Below are 20140 nucleotides of genomic sequence, written 5' to 3'. Positions count from 1 at the left end.
AGAAATAGCTTATGAAAAAAGAAGAAACGATAGAAAAATTAAAAAAACAATGGAGAATTGATGAATTGAAATTTGTTGCTACATTTTGTAGGCCAAAGAAAGAAAATGGACAGTATCAAGGAGATTTTGGTTTCTTTAATGATTTAACGAATTACTATACAGGAAGGAAGGTTTTTTACCCGAACCTTAATGATCTTGATAATTTTGACTCAAAAATTTCGTACAGACAAAATTTTGTTGACGGTTTAATTGATGGAAATCTTTATTATATTGAACTTGGGGTTAATTCTAAAAAAAGATATCCATATTCCATAATTATTTTAAATGTTACTCCTATAGACCAAGAACAAACAAAAAAACATCTTAATTCACTTAATAAAAAAACGAGACCCAGAAAAGTGAAGAGAAACGTTTTTGATCATAAGCCTAAAAATGATATTCTAAATGCACTTTTAGAAGATAATAATATTCATAAAAACCTCTTTTATGGACAATTAAAAGAAACTATTAACGATTTATTTTTTCTTAAAAATGTAATTTCAAAAGAGGAAGGAAACGTGCTTCTTTATGAAGGAAAGAGAATAGATGCAATAATTAATCAAAATAAACTTAAGCTAGAAGTTGAAGCTTATTATGAGTTTTCTATAGAATCTGCAATATTAGAGAATAGAAAAGTATTTTTAAATATTGTTAAAAGTAAACCTCCTGTACAACTAAAAATTAATCCTTTCAAGGATTTTATTAGATTAAGATCAGAACGTTTGGATAACCCAGAAGCTAATAAGATTATAGCAAATCTTATGGAGGAAATAGGAAAAGGGATGTATTCATCTAAACAAAGAATGATTTTTGAACTTTTACAAAATGCAGATGATGCTCCTTCTAACGATCATCTCGGGTTCTATGTAGATTACTTAGATGACTATCTATTAATAATGCATGATGGTATTCCTTTTAATATGGATGATGTCGAAGCCATAACTAGTGCCGCAGAAAGCACAAAGAGAAATGACAAAAAGAAAACAGGATATAAAGGAATTGGATTTAAATCTGTTTTTACTGATAGTGAAGAGGTTATTATTAACTCAGGAGGGTACTTATTTTCTTTTGATCAAAATAATCCCTCTTTTAATGATTTTGATGCTTTTTATCTAAACCAAAAGAGACATCAAGACCATCCTGATTTGATGGAAGAAGATAAAAAAAAATTCAAGAAACAAAGGAGAGGATTTAAAGGAGCTCAAGATATTCCTTGGCAAATAGTACCTTTTTGGTTAAATGAAATTCCAAAGGAAATTAGTGATTCCGAATCCTTTAATTTAAATTCGAACAATGTAAAATTTGCAATTAAGTTTGGAAAAGAAAATATAGCCAGTTACTTAGAAGCTATAAATAATTTTTCAAAATCACCCCAGTTTATGCTTTTTCTTCGAAACACAACTGTATTTAATTCTGTAGCGAATGACATTTTAGTTAAAAAAAGTATATCTAAAAAAGACATCGTAAATATTTCTAAATCAAGTAAAGGAGTTGTTGTTGAGAAATTAGATTACCTGAAAAGAAGTATTAAGAATATTCCTGTTTCAGATGGTGCTTTCTCGGAACTTAAAGTGAATTTAATTAAATCAAGTGAAATAAATGATTATGGTGAAATTTCATACTTTTTTACAAATAAAGAAGGGAAAAGGTATAAAAATATTCCACCTAAACTTGCCTCTATAGACGATACAGAAATAACATTTGCAATACCCATATTTAACAATCGGATTGGTGCAGAAAGTGATTACATAAATGATAAGCTATATTCTAGTTTATTTACTTTTTTACCAATGGAAGAAAAGAGATTTCAACTACCTTTTTTAGTAAATGCTGATTTCGTGCCTTCTTCTGATAGAGAAGAAATACAAGGAGATAATCCTTGGAATATATATATAATGGCAAAAATAGCTGAGAGTCATGTTTTTATGTTAGAGGCTTTTGCTAAGGAGTATTTAAGTAACAATACTTTTTATCTTAAATATCTTTCTCTATTATTAAAAGAACCAATTGTAAGCAATCATACTGCTCAGGATATTATAGATAAGTACAATGAGGTTTATCTTAATAAGCTAGGGATTACAAATATAGTTGTAACTGATAACGAACAAATTATTACTGTTTCTAAAACTATTTTGGACCTTTCTGGGCTTACTGAAATATTCAGTAATGATCTATTTTATAAAATTAAATCAACAGAAAAAAGACTTCCACATAAAAAGTTACATTCTAAATATCTAAAATATGAGTATTTAGACATCGAAAAAATTAATTTAGTAGAGTTAATTTCTTTAATGAATGAATCTAATTATCAGGAATTTGGGGTATTTGTTTCTGAGTTGCCAAATGAAAAGTATTCAGAATTATTAACTTGGCTTGACAAAGTTGCCGCTTTAGATAATTTCGCTAATGGAAAATTTGGAGATATTCCATTTATTAAACACAATAATAAAATCTATTCAATAAATGATTTATTAGGTTTAGAGGATGCCTGGATTCTAAATGAAAATACGTTAGAAATTCAAGGAATTCTTATTAGTTTGGGGTTTGATATTATCAATTTAGATCTCGAAAAAAATGATAGTATTGATTATTATATTAAAAAAAATACAAATTATACCAACAACACAGATCTTGGATATTCAAGAATAGCAATTAGTTCTTTATTAAAGGATTTAAGTCCTAAAAATAAATCCAATCTTTTGGTGTTTTTTGAAAACTCTGATTTCATGAGGGGAAAAGGGATCGCAGAATATATAGATAAACTTCAGTTATTTAAATGTATCAATGGAAATTCGGCTCCGTTAAGTCAGATGTTAAATCCAACAACCTCTATTTTAAATAGTACTTTAAAAGGTTATGCTATTTTACCTGAAGAATTTCATGAATTACCAGATAGGTTTAAAGTAAAAACAATAGATGACAATCAGGTCTTTGAAAATTTTTTGCTCAATGCGATTTATTATAATGAATGGATAAAACAATTTAATTCATCCAATATAGAGATACATGTGAGCGAAGTTAAAAACTGGTATAATCTAGTAGAAAACAAAAAAGACATAGTTTATAGCCATCTGGACAATGTTTCTTGGCTGTATACAGATGATGAATATAGGTTTGAAGACAATAATAAAGTCTATTGTCCTAATTCATTATATTCATTAGATGAAGAAAAATACAATTCTGTTTATGGTGTTTTAGAGCAATCATTGTACATTCCAATTTATCAATCTAGTTCATTAGTTAAAGAATTAAAACTGAATCTTAACGATAATGCATTTAATGATGATTTTGAGGGGGTAGAAGAACTTTCGCTATTTCAATCCAATGATTTCTTAGATTGGTTAGAAGATAATGAAGAATCTAGTTTCTTGAAGAACTGGACTTTTACAAAAAAAACAAATGGAAAGTTTAATTTAATTAAAAAATCTAATAAACTTTATAATTCAACTCGTAACACACATTCATATATTCAAAATGATGATGAATTGAAAGAAATTTTAGTTCCATTTCCTTCAGAACTTTGTAGCGATACAAGATATAAAATAGGGTTATTGGAAGGTGATGTTTTACTTAATGAGATTATTGATTCCCATGTTTATAAACAAAGTTTAGCTCAGTACTTTAATGACGACTTTTCAGATGAAAAATTTAAATTGTTTATTGAGAATCTTTCTGAGTTTAATCTTTTTACTTCTAACAATTATGACAAAAGTAGTCCAGAACACAAAATCATTAACAAATTATTGTCATTTGTAAAGATTAATCAACAAACAAATGAGACACTTGAATTAATAAATATATTTAGAAATAAAATAAATATTAATAATAACTCACTGAGTAATCAAAATATAGTTGATAAAATATCTTTCACAATTGATGGTGTTACTTATGACAAACTTAAACTATCTGATGTTGTAAGTTCATACAAGGGAGAATCAGATATTCTATCAGAAATTATTGATTCTTTCACAGATATTAATGCAAAAGTTGAATTAGGAAAGAAGATATTTAATACAGAATTGATGTCTTACGTTAAGATTTATTCTTTAATAAAGAACAATAGTAATGAGTTATATTTAAATACTCATCAATTGGTATTTATGTTCTTATACAGACACCTAATCAAGTTAAAGACAGGGAAAATTATACCTTTCTCAAAAGATCTATTCGATGACTACTATGTAAGTGGTGATTTAAAGGATCAAATTATCCCTAGTTATCTCAAGTTATTGGACTTGCTTTTTGAATTAAATTTCCCAAATATTGATGGATTTGTATTTTTAGAGCTTGAATTTAAAAATTTAGTATATAATGAAACCGCTATAGAATCTGAAGCAATTCCAGAATGGGTTACAAATTGGATGAACGTTGGTGAAACTGAAAAAAGAATAATTTTTCTGTCAAAATTAGGATTAAACATTGATGATAGTTCTGTTGTGAATTATAGAAAAGCAATGATTGCAAAACCTTTTGAAATAGACAAAGTCAATGAGTATTATACTTCAGTAAAATTAAATGAAACATTATTATGGAACTCAATTATCTGGTTGTCTAATTATTCTTCAGAAATTGTTACTCAAAATATTGAAACAATTAAAAAAACATTGACGTTTGTAGATCTATCAAAAGATGAAGGAGAAGATGAAAAAGAGGTATTTGTACCAATAATTGATAATCTGACAGAAGTAAATACTTATAAGTTGATTAGAGTAGTTGATGGAAATGAATTTCATTTAATGAACAATGATTGGGGTGAATGGACCATAGAGATTTTTAATTTACTTCAAAAAAACGGCAAATATATTATTGACAATAATTGCCCAGTAGAGGTACATGATCTAATTAACTTACAAAACATTATTCCTAAAACAGAGGTTAATGGTAATCTTTTGCTTTCCAATTCTGAACTCTATGATGAACTTTATTATAAAAAATGGAAAAATTACAGCCAATACAAAATCTATATTTATAACGATAATAAATTGCCGAAAATCCTTACTTATAATGACTTAGAAGTAACAACTTTTCTATCTGAAAAAAAGTATTTATATGATGGTAATTACTTTATATCAAAACATTTAAAGGATAAAGTATTAAATAGTTTACCTGATGAATTCCCAGAAAGTGCTTTAGAAGATTTAAGGGACTGGTATTATAGGACTCTTGAAGATGAATCATTACTCAATGATATAGATTATGGTTATAACGAAACTGTAGAGAAAATCTTGAGAGATCGATTTGGCTTAAATGAAGAAGAACAGAAAGAAAAAAACAATGAATCAAAAGTTTCCGCTGTTCATTATTTGATTGAACAAGGATATGATTTATCAGAATCTACAGATCTAGGTTATAAAATTGAAAATATATTATCTCCTGATGGTATTGAAAAAGATTGTTTAATTCACTCTGCTGTTGGTGGCATGTTGTATTTAGGACATTTTCATTGGAAAGAATTGGAAAAGAATAATTCTTTTTTACTAACAATTTACCCAGGAGGGGAACCCAGAATTTTTAATACAAGGCAGGAGTTATTAAATGAAGAATTAAACGAATTTTTACTTTTCAGAGTAGATAATACAAAATCGCCGGAGGATATAGATAAAATTTTTGAAAATTTAAATAAAAAGAAATCTCACATGATGATGGTTACAAGTCAAAAAATGAGAGAAAAATTGTATGATCAATTTATAAAACAAAAAAGGAACACTCCAGTTAATGATATCGCTAATCCAGGTGGAAATTTAGAATATTAAAAGAATGTTAGGGAAAGAAAAGCAAATTCAGTTTTATAAAGAAGAATTAGAGGAATTAGTATTAGAGGTTAAAGCTAATTTTGAATCTCCTGCTATAAATTTATTTAAATCTGGTAAACTTTATATTGCTCAATTTAAAGGGTTCGATGAAAAAAGAGGAAATGTTTTTTTTGATATAAAAAACCTAGAAGAAGATCACACACCACGTGTTGATCAACAAATGAATTGTTTTAAACTTCAATTAAGTAAGATGCTTCCAAAGCAATGGGGGAATTCTTCATACCGAGAACTTTTGAATCCTTTAAATTCCGATTTAGATATGTCTCAGATAAAACTGGTTAGTTATATAAAATCTGAAAGAGAGGGGTGGATAAAAATGATTTTAAATGGTGTAGATTATAAATTTGTTAAGACGTTAAAACTTAATGATGTTCTAGGTTTTGGGCCTACAATTCCTCCATTTGAATATCTTATAAATCTAAAGCAATTTAGTAATGATTTAAATAAAGTAAATCCTTGGGATAAAATATTAAATTTTGATTACCACTATTCACTAAATAGAGAACCAAAATTAATTGATGAAAGTATTGATATTGCTGGTTATATTATAAAAGAAGTAAATAGATTTGGGTTAATTGTATTTCAAGGCCCTCCAGGGACAGGTAAAACATATCAAATAGCAGATGTGATTAGCCGATTAGCAAAAATAAATAAATCGGTATTAGTTACTGCATTAACTAATAAAGCTACTATTGAAACATGTGAAAAACCCTTTTTAAAAGACTTACTAAATCAACAAAAAGTTTCTAAAACAAGTTTGACTTCTAATGAAATTTTGAGATATCCTAACTTAAAATACGCTAGTGAAATCTCTCCAGCGAAAGGTGAAGTTCAGCTTGCTACTTACTATCAATTTTCAAAGTACTGGCAGAAATCTTATAAATCTCAAGTCTCTGATAATTTATTTGATTATGTAATAGTAGAAGAGTCTTCCCAGGCTTTTTTAACAACTATAGCTGCTGCTCTAAAAGTTGGAAGAAAGGTAATAGTAGTAGGAGATCCTATGCAAATTGAACCAATAGTAAAGTTTAAAAATTATAAAAAAATATCAATTAATATAAATCTCTTAGTTAATAGATTACAAACTATGTGTAATTTTGAAGGAATTCCTTTTTTTAGAAAAATTGAATCAAGAAGGTTAACAGATAGAGCAACTAGATATACTAACTTGTTCTATGAAGGTACTATAGTATCAAAATCAAACATTAATGACTTAAGTTCAGATATCAATATGTTAAACTTTTTAGGCACTTATATTCATCCAAAAGGAGGTCCAACTTTAATTCTCAATGATTTTGAAAATTCTAAAAATGTTATTTGTATTGTTCCCTTTTTAGTAAAAGCTATTAATGATATTATTTTAAATAATAAAGGAACTATTGCTGTGCTAACACCTTTTGTCGAAACCGCTATTTTTTTACAAAAAACACTAAAAACCAAAACACAATCAAATAATTATCTCATCGATACCATAGATAGGGTTCAAGGTCTTGATGTTGACTATTGTTTTTTTATAATTCCTGATAAAAATTATAGCTTTTCATTTAATTTAAATAGATTTAACGTAGCAACCAGTAGGTCTAAAAAAGCAACTTTTATTCTTGCTTCTAAAAATTTTTATAAAAAAGCAGAATTATTAAATCAATCTGGTAAATATTTAACGAATCTTTTAAATGATTTCTGCTTCATTGAAGATAATGGAATTATGATAAAAAAATAACAAATAACAAACTAAATGCTACCACTACAGCAAGCGTACGAAGTAAAGCAATCCATTATAGAATATTTAAAAGCAACATTTAGCTTTAAAGAAAAAGTAGTATCTGATGCGTTTTATAATTTTATTGAACATCCTAAAGAAGGAATTTTTAAAGGCCCTTATGTTTCTTTAAAATTACCTTTTGTTACGTATACAGATGAAGAGGAATTGCCTTTAGAAATAAAGCCAAAATTCCCGCCATATAAACATCAGTTCGAAGCTTTCAGACGCTTACACACAAGTGAAGGTCATAAACCAGAACCAACATTATTAACAACAGGTACAGGTTCAGGGAAAACAGAATCTTTTTTGTTCCCATTATTAGATTATTGTTATAAACAGAGAAAAGAAAGAGGTATAAAAGTGATTATTTTATACCCAATGAATGCTTTGGCAACAGATCAAGCAAAACGTTTAGCAGAAGCCATTTTTGAAGATGACAAACTAAATGGAAATATAACAGCAGGTTTATTTATCGGGGAAGGAAAAAATAAAAATAAGTTTCCAACAACAATGGGGGAAACTCATGTAATTGAAAACAGAGAGGAAATTATAAGCAATCCGCCAGACATACTGTTAACCAACTTTAAAATGTTAGATTATGGGTTAATGCGTCATAATTACAACAAACTTTGGTCGCATAATTTTGAAAATCCAGAATTGCTACGTTTTTTAGTACTAGATGAATTACACACCTACGATGGAGCGCAAGGAACAGATGTTGCAAATCTAATTAGAAGATTAAAGTTAAAGTTAAATACCCCAAAGAATCATTTATGTCCTATAGGTACTTCTGCAACAATTGGTAAAGGTGAAGATTCTGTGAAGTTGCTAACGAAATACGCCTCTGATGTTTTTGGTGAAACCTTTTCATCAGAATCTGTAATAGTAGAACATCGATTGTCTTCGGAAGAATTCTTTACAATTTCAGAGGATAAATTAGACAAGTTTTTACCAAGACTTGTAGGCCTTCAACAAAGTAGATTAGGGATAAATGAAGAATATCATCAATATATAGAACGTCAGAAAAAGCTATGGCAAATTCCTGAAACAATTTCAGCATATAAATTAGCTTCAGAATTAAAGAAGTTGAAAATTGTAAAAGATATAAGTACAATTTGTAGTGATGGGGTGGTCAACATAAAACAGGTAATTCATAGGTTAAATGATATAAATTCAAATTTCAACAATATTGTAGAATATGATGCTGAATATGATTATTACCCAAAAGAAGAAGTAATCACTTCTGTTTTGGCTTTAATTGCAGAAGCAAAAGCAGATGAAAACGAACGATTCCCCTTTTTATTCCTTCAAATTCAAATTTGGATTCGTGAACTAAGTGGTGTATTAAGGGTGTTCGCTGAAGAACCTAAATTTACATGGAGAGATAAAATCGGAGGAAAAGGGGAAGCTGCAGCTTTACCCCCTTATTTCTGTAGAGAATGTGGGGCAAGCGGTTGGTTAGCAAATAAACAAGATAATAGAAATCAATTTGAGCTAGATCCATTAGAAGTATATGAGCAATATTTTAACAATCATAAAAACATCTATTTTGTAAACTACAACACGGCAGCCCATTATAAAATTGAAGAATATGAGCCTACTGCAGTAATAACATCCTACGCACATGAAGCGGATTTAAAATTTCAAGATACACCTTCAAATAGACGAATCAATTTATTAGCGTATCGTAAGGTCAAAGAGAATAAAGGGCAACATACGTGTCCAGAATGTAATGCGAATAACGATATGAGTATTATTGGTACACGTATCGCTACTTTAAATTCAATTACTACGAGCCAAATATTAGCGTCCAATTTAGATGAACGTGGTGAGAAATATCGTAAGGTATTGGCTTTTACTAATGGTGTTCAAGATGCAGCACATCAAGCAGGGTTTATTGAATCTAGAAATTATAGATTTACATTCAGAGCTTCATTGCAAAAAGTAATCAATGAAATAAATGAACCTACAGATTTAATATCATTAAAAGATACTTTTATTTCTTATTGGAAAACACATGCAGATCCAACAGAAAAAAAACATTTAGAAGCTTACTTCTATAGGTTTTTTCCTTCAGATAGAATTGGAGAGGCCAGAGTTGAAGATTTTAGAAATTTAACAACGAATTCGTTTTCCAAAACATTTGAGAAAGAATTTGATACACGTGTATTTTGGGAAATTATTTCAGAATTTGGATATAGTGCGGGTATTGGTAGAACATTAGAAAAAACGAGTTCTTCTGCACCTAGTTTTAATAGTGAAAAATTTGAAAAGGTATTTTTCAAAATGAAATCATGGTTAAATGATAACATGTTAGAAAATATTGATAGGGATGATTTTTTAAGATTTACAAATGGTTGTTTACATCGGATGCGTATTCGAGGTGCCGTAGATCACGATTATTTAGCGAAATTTAGGACAAAAGATCTAAAAATATGGGACTTAAATTGGATGCGAGATGGTAGACATTATTTAAGTAGACGTTATCATCCTAGAACACGTATTCCTAAATTGGTGGTAAATTATTCTGACAATAGAGGGGTTATAGATAGTACATATGCAAAAACAACCAATTGGTTTCATGCGTATTTCAAAAAGTCCTTTCAATTTGTTCCGGATAATACCGCTATAATTAATGAGTTTTACACACATCTTTTTGAGCATTTATTACAGGTAGGGGTTTTAACAGGAAAATCTGCAAAAGATGGAGATAATTTTGCAATCAACCCTAAAGAAATTACTATAAGCAACAAAGTTGCAACGTATAGTTGTAATGAATGTACATCCACATTAAATGTTACGAATAAGGATAACCTAATGGAAGGAACAGCATGTGTAAATTATAGATGTGCTGGTAAGTATGTGAAATCAGAGAACAATAAATTTAATTATTACAATCTGATTTATAACAGAGATCTTTCTCCTAGAATTTATGCATCAGAACATACGGGGGTTTTGGATAGAAAAGTAAGAGAAAAAACAGAATATGATTTTAAAGAAAGACCAAATTATAATTCTTTAAATGCCTTGGTTGCCACTTCTACTTTAGAAATGGGTATTGATGTGGGGTCATTAAATGCTGCAATAAATACAAGTATTCCTCCTTTACCTTCTAACTTTTTACAACGTATTGGTCGTGCAGGTCGTTCATCAGGGACGGCATTAATTACCAATTTTGCCCAAAACAAGGCACATGATTTGTTTTATTACGAAGAGCCTAATGAAATGATGGAAGGGGATATCAATACTCCAGGTTGTTTCTTAAATGCGAAAGATATTTTATTTAGACATTTCACAGCGTATTGTTTTGATAGTTGGACCAAGGAAGATCCAGAAAGGCATCAAATACCTGGTTTAATTAAACAATTAAACTTGCTTGAAGCGAATAAGATCAATAGCAATGCATTTTTTATCAATCAATTGTTAGGGTTTGTTTTAGACAATCAAAAACAATTATTGGCTGCTTTTACAGAAACGTATGATGGTCAGATAGATATGGTAATAATTGAGGACATCAAAAAAACGATTCAACAAGGCGTATTTCAACAAAAGTTACTAAGAGTTTTCGAGGAATTAAAAAACGAATTTTTCTTTATCATTCAAAAAGTAGCTGATATAGATAGCTATATTGATGAGAAAGACTTAGGAGAAGCAGATGAGGAGCATAAAGAGTTAACACGAGAAAAAAGGGCGCTTTGGCAGTTGAAAAAAGCAATTGAAAAAAGACAGGTTATTGAGCATTTAACAAATGTAGGAGTATTGCCTAATTATGCGTTTCCTGAAACAGGGGTTACTTTAAATGCACATGTATATGGCTTTAAACCAGAAGGAGCAGAGCAGGAGCCTGAAAGCAAGTCCTTTGAAATTGTTCGGTCTGCAGCTTCAGCGTTGAAAGAGTTTGCTCCCGATAATTATTTTTATAGTCAAGGAAATAAATTAGAAATTTCAGGTTTAAATACGTACGATTGGAGTGGGGAAAAATCTAGTTTAGTGACGATGAGGTTTTGTGGGAATTGTGACCATATTGAAGATGAATTAAAAGCAGAAAAAGGAATGTGCCCTAAATGTGGTCATGAGTCTTGGAACTCGGCTTCAAACAAACATAAGTTTGCAAGATTGCAAACTGTAAAATCTGTAAACTCAAGAACGAAATCGACTCTTAAAGATGCTAAAGACGAAAGAGAGCAAACACATTATACAATTTCTACACATTTAAAATTCAATCCTAAGACCATAGAAGGTACTTGGGGTATGGTGAAAATTCCGTTTGGTATCGAATTTGTAAAAGATGTTCAATTAACAAAGGTCAATCTAGGTTCAGGTACAATCAATGCGAGTCACTTAACAATAAATCAAAATGAAAACATTGCACGTCACGGTTTTGTAACCTGTAAACATTGTGGGAAATCAACATCAAAACCTAATTTTGTTTTAAATGGTAATGGAGATAAAAAATTTCATTATGGATTCTGTAAACATCGAGAAGAAGAGTATAACAATATTGCAAATGATATTTTTGAAGAAGTATTTTTATTTAGGAGCATCAACACTGAAGCTATAAAAATTTTACTACCAGTCCAAGAGTTTTTAAATGAGGCGACACAGGAAATGTTTAAAGCGGGCTTGCAATTAGGGTTAAAAAAATATTATAAAGGGAACCCTGATCATGTTGCATTTGATTTTTATTCAGAATTCAATGAAGCAACCCAAAGATTTGATAGATATCTTGTGCTATATGATACCATTCCTGGAGGTACTGGATATTTACAAAAGATATTTGACCCAAATGAGTTTACGAAACTTTTAAAGGAAGCCTATAAAGCCATAAAAGAATGTTCTTGTAAAGAGCAAGGAAAAGATGGTTGCTACAGATGTATTTTAACGTATGCAAATCAATATAACAGAGAAGATTTAAGTAGAGAGAGAGCTGAAGATCTTTTTAGGAGTATTGTAGAACAATCTAAAGATTGGGAACCTATAAATCAAGGTATTTCATCTCTAACGAAAACAGGAATGATAGAGGAAAGTGAGTTGGAATCTAAATTCATTCATGCGCTAAGAAAATATACTGAAAAATATACTGATAAAAATTTAGTTTTTAATGAAGTGAAAGAAAATGGAATTCTAACGTATCGTTTATCATTACCTATTGATGGGGGTAACATAACTTATGTAATTAGACCTCAAATAAATTTAGGAGAAAAAGATGGCGTCTCGGTAAGTACTAGAACCGATTTTTTGATAAAATGTATCCAAATTGAAAAAGGAGGTGAAATAATTACAGATATAGATCAATTATTAGCATTCAAGGAAGTTGCTATTTATTTAGATGGGTATACATATCATGCTTCAGAAAAGCACATGCGTTTTTATGAAGATATTACAATTAGAAATGCTATTTCAGAAACGCCTAATATGGTTTCATGGTCACTCAGTTGGACAGATGTAATATTGTTCGAAAATGAGGAAGATAAATTAAGAACGGATAATTTATATGTAGATCAGTTGCGCTACAGGAATTCACTTAAAGGATTGAATGTATTTCCGATGTCACAAAAACTAAATAAAGGTTTAATTAATGCAAATAACTCAATAGAGCGATTGTTGTGGTATTTAGCAAATAGCAGTAGCCTAAACTTAAATTCAGAAGTAGGGTACTTTTTTGCAGCACATCAAGATGATTTCATGAAAAATATTTTTGCTGAAAATTCAGTTGAAAAATTGTTAGATGTAAATGCTATAGTTCAAAATGTTAGTCCTACTAATCCAGGACCAAATGTTTATATGAAATCTGATATAACTGAGGCAAATGAGTTATATAAATCAAGAGTTTTTGTGAGGTTTAAAGATTTTGATGTAAAGTCAAACCTCGTTGCTTCTGAACTAAAAGAAATAGATAAAACAATTTGGGAAGAATATTTAAGAATATATAATATTTTGAAAATTATAGGAAAATAAATTATTATAAATTTTAAGCATATTAAGTATCAACTTAAATAAAAAAAGCAATGAGCATAAAAAAAATAAGTATTCAAATTTTTTTATAATTCTAACAGAATCTAATAATTCAGGGGAAAGTTTATTTATTAAATTTCTATTACTCTTTAAAGAGGTAGTTTCTGAATTAAGTTTTACTAAAAGAAATACTACATAGTAAAAGTGTTTTCATTACTAGCATAGTTATTTAGAAATGTTAAATTGCAAAAGAAAAAATTATTTAAAAGAAAAAGAAAATGATAGGAAATAGTTATAAAGTATCCAGAGATAACACAATTGATATTGCTAATAATTATATAGAACAAAAAGGTAATGTTAATGATGGAGTTGATTTAAATTTCCTAAAACAGAGAGTTAAAGCTTTAGAAACAGGTAAGTTTTTGCTGTCTGTGGCAGGTGAAGTTAAAGCAGGTAAATCGACATTTATCAATGCTTTACTCGGAAAAGAAATTCTACCTTCAGATGTTTTACAAGCCACTAGTGCAATCGTTGAAATATTTAAATCAGAAACTTCTTATTTAAAAGTAGTGTATGCAGATGGAAGTACTGAAGAAGTATCTGACGATTTATCTACTAAAGAGATAGATGAAGCAAAAGAACGTTTAGGAGCAATATGTAGCATAGAAAATCAGTATAGAAATATTCCTCATACAGCTATAAACGAATACATTATAAAAGATTATAAAGTAAAGGTGACTGAAGAGTTTATTAATAATCTTGAGGCAATTTCTGGAATGGAATTACAAGATGAAAAAGAACTTATTGAAAGTTATATTTTAAATACTCCAAAAAGTAAAATACCTGTAGAGATAAATTTTGGATATCCTTTAAATTGGAGTTTCGAAGAATTAAGAATTGTTGATAGCCCTGGAGTGAACGCAACAGGTGGTGTACAAGATATTTCGTTAAAATTTTTAGAAAAAGCAAATGCTATTTTATTTGTACATCCTATAAAACCAATTGAATCAGAGTCGTTCAAGGATTTTGTAAACAAAACAATTTCTAATAAAAGTAAAGAAAACTTGTTCTTAATTTTAACGCATAAAGGCCTGTATGAAGAAGACGAAGTAGAGAGGTTGTTAAATGAGGCAAAACGTTTGTATGGTAATATCATATCTGAAGAGAGAATTATAGTGGTAGATAGCGTTTTAGAACTAATAAACAATGAACTAAAAGCAGGAGTTTCTTTAAAAAAGATTAGAGAAAATAAAAGCAAAAAGAAATTACTATCGTCATATAGAGAGCAAGCCGAAGACGATGAAAGAGAACTTAAGGATGTAATTAATGAAGCTTCAAACTTTGAACAAATCTATACGACTATTGATGAGTATTCCATGCAAGCTCCTCAATTACAACTAAAGGAAATTTTAGCAACTATAAAGCGGGGTTATGCTGAGCAAGATAAATTAATTGTAGATAAAATAAACAGGTTAAAACGAAAGAAAGAGAGTCCACAAAGTTTTGCAAGAGAAATAGAAAGAATTTCAGGAATATTAGATGCTTTTAAATTAAAGCTTAATGAAATGAATGATGAGGCTAACATTAGATTTGGTGGTAGCAGAAACTCAGAAGTTGTAAAAAATATTAATCAAATTACAACGCAATATTTAGAGAAAATCAATTCAATAGAAGATATTCAAATTATAAAGAAATTAGCACTCGATTTTCAAAATGAAATGAATGATGCTGTTACTCTTTTGTCCCATTCTATAACAGACTATTTTATGAGTAATCTAAATGAAATAGAGGTGGTATTTAAAGAAATTCATAAAGTAAATGTGCCTAAAATTGATATAAAAGCAATTGAAAATTTTGCTAAGAATCAATCCTATGAAGATCAAGATGTTTATCAAGAAAGAGAAGTTGATAATTGGGATTTTTTTACATTAGGAATCGCAAGATTATTTAGAAAGAATCAAATTAAAGTAGGCACGGAAAAAGTTGTTAATGATGAGAAATATAATTCAAGTATAATCACTGAGGTTACATCATACATCCAAAAAACAAAAATTGATACAGTAAATCAAACTAATAATATTGTAAAAAATTATTTAGAAGATGTCTCAAATAAAGTAAATCATATGATCAATGAGAGACAAGTAGATTTGAAATATGAAAAAGAAAAAAGTCAACAGAATGAGGAAATAATAGTAGAAATAGATGTTTTAAAAAACAAACAAAGCAACATCCCTAATGGAGTAAAACGTGTTAATGAAATTTTAGAAGAAGTAAGCTATGAATAAAATTAAACAAGATATAAAAGAACTGTTTGATAATGTTAGATTAGATATTGAAAAACAATTAGATAAAAATTTTGATATCGAAATAACAATAAAACACTTATCTGACTACATCCCTAAAGAGGTGATTTATAATTCTGAAATGTTACTAGAAACATTATTATCTTATTTAATGATAGATGCGCAAAAAGCGATAGAAAAATTGGATGTTAAAACAAAGAACAAATTTTATGATGCAAAACTAAACGAAAAAATTATTGAGCTTGCTTATAGTTTAAAAGAAGATAAAAACTTAATAAATAGCGTTGTAGAATTTCGGAAAGATAGAAGAAAACGGAACGCTTATATTGCCAGTGGAGCAACTTTTATAGCAGGTGCTATTGGTGTTAATGCTATTGCACCTATCTCTATATTAAGTCTTGTCGTGTCAGGTCTTGTTGTTCTAATAATTTCTGCTTTTACGTTTAAATTAATTTATGATAAAGCAACTATTAAAACTAGAGTTAATATAAGAGAGGATGCCAAAAGCTATCTTAAAAAAACAGAGAAGGAAGTAGATCTTTGGTTGAATGAAGTAACTATTGCTTTTAACAAAGAACTACAAAGTTTTATGAATGAAAATTCAACTTTAAATCAAATATCTAAATGATAGAAGAAAAAGATAAAGTGCAAGACCCTTCTTTTGAACAGAAAGATATTTCTAAAGAATTGTTTTCAGGTATTCAAAAATTAATGCCTTGGTTGGATATAGCTACTAATGAAAATCCAATTTCTCATGGAGTAAAGGAAGCTCCAAATAATTGGCTAGATACATTTTACCTTTTTCCTTTAACAGAGGTTTCTATCAAAAATAAAGAAGAAGATGTTCCTTCATTCATTAAGGAAAGGTATAGTACAATTTTGTCTGCTGCTAGCAAATCAGGTATTACAGTTGCTACTATTGTTTCAGGTAAGAATGGTAGAAATACAATTTATTTAGGTTTAAAACGAGAAAATACTACAAATCAGGATGTTGATTTATTTAGTTCATTGATAAATGGTATTCTTCCAGGAAAAAAAATAAAATATAATGGAAGTACAAAGTTTTCAACACTATCTAATGGTTATACAAAAGGAGGTATAATAACAGGGATACCAGCACTTAAAGTTAATGATGAAAAAGTTGAATTTAATATAGCATCTGTAATAAGAAGCTTATATGGTAAAGAGTATATTTTAGCCATAATTTCTACGCCACTTCCTCCACAAGATCATCAATATACCTATAGTGAGCTTTTAAATTTACGAGATAAATTCCATGCATTAGCAAAACAAACTAAAGGGAATGATGAAGGTATAACAAATACAACAGGTACTACTGATCAAAATACAACTGGAGAGTCTAAAACTCGTGGTCATAATTTTAATTTAAGTATAATTGTAGCAGGATACTCGTACAACAGGTCTAAAACAACCACAAATAGTAAATCATATGGTACTAACAAATCAAAAACCATTAATATATCGGAATCCCTTTCATATGAGCAGCAAAATGGAATTGCATTAGAGCTCGAAAAATTAACAGAACATTTATTAGAGCGTACTGTTAAAGGTTTTAACACGGGTATGTGGGAAACATCTATTGCTTTTTCAGCAAAAGATGAAATTACTTGTGAAATTTTAGGAGGTAGCTTTTTGGGAGAATTATCAAAACCAAGTGATAAGTTATTACCTCCTTCACAAATGTTTATAGGTGATTTAAAGGAAAATCAAAGTTTATTTTTACCAGTCAATAATAATGAAAATTCAATCTTTCCTAAAAGTTTATCATCTTATATAACAAGTGAAGAATTGGCCTTTATATCATCTCCTCCATTTGAGTCTTTACCCGGTTTTGAAATAAAGAAAATGCCAGCGCTTGCATTGAATGATATCAATGATAACGATGGTTTAAAAATTGGTAATATTGCCGATTATGGAAATCCTTTACCAAACTCTTATATAAATCTTACTACAAATGATTTAAACAAACATTTATTTGTTTGCGGATTAACAGGTAGTGGTAAAACAACAACAGTAAAAACTATATTGAAAGATTTAACCTTAAAAGAAAATATTCCTTTTTTGGTGATAGAATCTGCTAAAAGAGATTATAGGCAATTGCTTGCAGATGATGTTTTTAAAAATAATTTAAACATTTATACTGTTGGAGATGCTTCAGTTAGCCCTATAAGATTTAATCCTTTTTATGTTCAAAAAGGAATACATTTATCTGAACATATTGATTATTTAAAAGCTATTTTTAATGCTAGTTTTTCTTTGTATGGTCCAATGCCAGCCATTGTAGAAAAGTGCATTCATAATATTTACGCTAAGAAAGGCTGGAATATTACTAAAGGATTTCATCCATATTTTACAGATTCCGTCGGTAATTATAATGAAAGTGGGTATGATACCAAAGAGCATCTTTATTTTTTTCCAACTCTAAGTGATTTAAAAAGTGAAGTTGAAAATTATGTAAAGAATGAATTAGCATATAAAGGAGAGTTACAGGATAATATAAGAACTGCTATTGTTGTACGTATCGAAAGCCTTTCTGTTGGAGCTAAAGGAATGATGTTTGATACGCACGATTTTCATCCAATGGAAGATTTGTTGAAAAAGAATACAATTCTTGAAATGGAAAGTTTAGCGGACGATGATGATAAAGCATTTTTCGTAGGCTTAATGTTGGTTATGATTAGTCAATATCGTCAGAAAGATAATCCTGCTGTTAACCCTGGAATGGGGGCAAAAGGATTACAGCATTTTATGGTAATAGAAGAAGCGCATCGTTTATTAAAAAATGTATCTACAGAAAAAACTTCAGAATCAATTGGTAATCCTAAAGGAAAAGCAGTAGAATTGTTTACAAATGTTATAGCTGAAATGCGTTCTCTTGGTCAGGGAGTAGCGGTAGTAGAACAAATTCCTTCAAAGATTTCTCCAGATGTTATAAAAAATACGAATACAAAAATTGTACACCGTCTTGTTTCAAAAGACGATCAGTCCTTATTGGCAGGTTCGCTGAGTATTTCTGATGATGATGCACTGTATATGAGTAGATTAGTTACAGGACGTGCACTTGTTCATAAAGAAGGGATGGAGCGTCCTGTGGAATGTGCAATGATTAATAATATAAATTCTGCAGCTGCAAGTGATAATAAAGTTTATAAGTTAATGCAGAAAAACAAAATAGAAACACTGCATCCTTTTGAGGTTTATGAATTATCTACTGTTTTAGGGCAAAAAGGAAAAGTAGTCGTTCAAAGGTTATTAAATTCTCTTTGTACAATTGAGTATTCAAAATTGAAAAGTAAAATAGAACTTTTTAATAAAGCATTAGAACAAGAAATAATACTTTCGGGTAGTCAGTTTGATAAAGTTATGTATTCTCAATATGCGATAAAGCAGATATTTAGTTTTCTAACACAAGGCTTCTATAGAACTAATAATAGAATTCCTGAAGGGTTAAAAAAAGTGCTTCATAATTTATTTACTCATAATAAGGAAGAAGATTTTTTGGCTTTAAAAAGTTATTTGTCCCTTTATTGGGGGATGAAAGATGATGATTTTGTAAATAGAATAGTGTCTACTTTGGCTAAGAATATGATGTTAAAAGCGAATGTTCATAACATTGATGAAGTGAAGGATAGTTATTTTTTAAATAAAAAAGCAGTATGATTGAAGCTATATTAGGGGAGGCAGCCAAAGAAACAGTAATAAAAACCTTAAAAGAGGTTTCTGAGTTATCCGTAAAAGATATTCCCTTAGAGACTATGGATATTGTTGAAAATGGTTCGTTGGAGGCTTTGGAGGTTGAGAATGAGTTTTTTGAAACAAGATTTAAAAGCATTGAGGATATGAATATCAGTGTTGAGGAGCAAAAAATTTATGATGACGCTGGTTTAGAGAAAAAAATAGTTAATGGTAGAGAAGTGTTAATTCAACCTAATATAGATTATAATACACCATTAGGTATACCAGGAAATGAGTCTGAAACAAATTTACAAAGAATGGAAAATGGTTGCCCTCCCTTAGATGATAATGGAAAACAATACGAATTACATCACTTGGGCCAGAAAAATGACGGTCCTTTAGCTGAGCTTACTAGATGTGAACATAGATCTAATGGCAATTATAATATTTTACATACTAAAAGTAAAGAATTGTCTTCAGATATTGACAGGAAAGAGTTCGATGGACAAAGATCAGAACATTGGAAAGAACGTGCAGCAGAAATAATATATCAAAACAATTAATTAAAAAAA

7 protein-coding genes are annotated in these 20140 nt (G+C 29.2%); all 7 read left to right on the top strand.

Annotated elements, in window-relative coordinates:
- Positions 1 to 11 precede the first annotated feature (11 nt).
- The 7 genes from H0I28_RS11085 (at position 12) to H0I28_RS11055 (ending at position 20131) form a co-directional block, all read left to right on the top strand.
- A complete protein-coding gene (locus H0I28_RS11085; RefSeq protein WP_218759128.1) occupies positions 12 to 5792 on the top strand; it encodes a sacsin N-terminal ATP-binding-like domain-containing protein in 5781 nt (1926 codons plus the stop codon).
- Between the two features lie 4 nt (positions 5793 to 5796).
- The gene (locus tag H0I28_RS11080) at positions 5797 to 7572 is read left to right on the top strand and encodes an AAA domain-containing protein (RefSeq protein ID WP_218759127.1); all 1776 of its coding nucleotides are present in this window, start codon (positions 5797 to 5799) and stop codon (positions 7570 to 7572) included.
- 15 nt (positions 7573 to 7587) lie between these two features.
- Positions 7588 to 13572, top strand: coding sequence for a DEAD/DEAH box helicase (locus tag H0I28_RS11075; RefSeq protein ID WP_218759126.1), 5985 nt, complete (start codon positions 7588 to 7590; stop codon positions 13570 to 13572).
- 275 nt (positions 13573 to 13847) lie between these two features.
- Entirely contained in the window at positions 13848 to 15854 is a 2007-nt protein-coding gene (locus H0I28_RS11070) for a dynamin family protein (RefSeq protein WP_218759125.1), read from the top strand.
- Complete coding sequence (locus H0I28_RS11065; RefSeq protein ID WP_218759124.1) at positions 15847 to 16500, top strand: hypothetical protein; 654 nt, start codon at positions 15847 to 15849, stop codon at positions 16498 to 16500. The genes H0I28_RS11070 and H0I28_RS11065 overlap by 8 nt, the downstream gene beginning before the upstream one ends.
- A complete protein-coding gene (locus H0I28_RS11060) occupies positions 16497 to 19553 on the top strand; it encodes an ATP-binding protein (RefSeq protein WP_218759123.1) in 3057 nt (1018 codons plus the stop codon). The genes H0I28_RS11065 and H0I28_RS11060 overlap by 4 nt, the downstream gene beginning before the upstream one ends.
- The gene (locus tag H0I28_RS11055) at positions 19550 to 20131 is read left to right on the top strand and encodes an HNH/ENDO VII family nuclease (RefSeq protein ID WP_218759122.1); all 582 of its coding nucleotides are present in this window, start codon (positions 19550 to 19552) and stop codon (positions 20129 to 20131) included. Before H0I28_RS11060 ends, H0I28_RS11055 begins: the two co-directional genes overlap by 4 nt.
- Positions 20132 to 20140: the final 9 nt, after the last annotated feature.

The organism is Polaribacter sp. AHE13PA (genome assembly GCF_019278505.1).
Lineage (GTDB): Bacteria > Bacteroidota > Bacteroidia > Flavobacteriales > Flavobacteriaceae > Polaribacter.
This window is presented reverse-complemented; position numbering and strand designations above follow the sequence as displayed.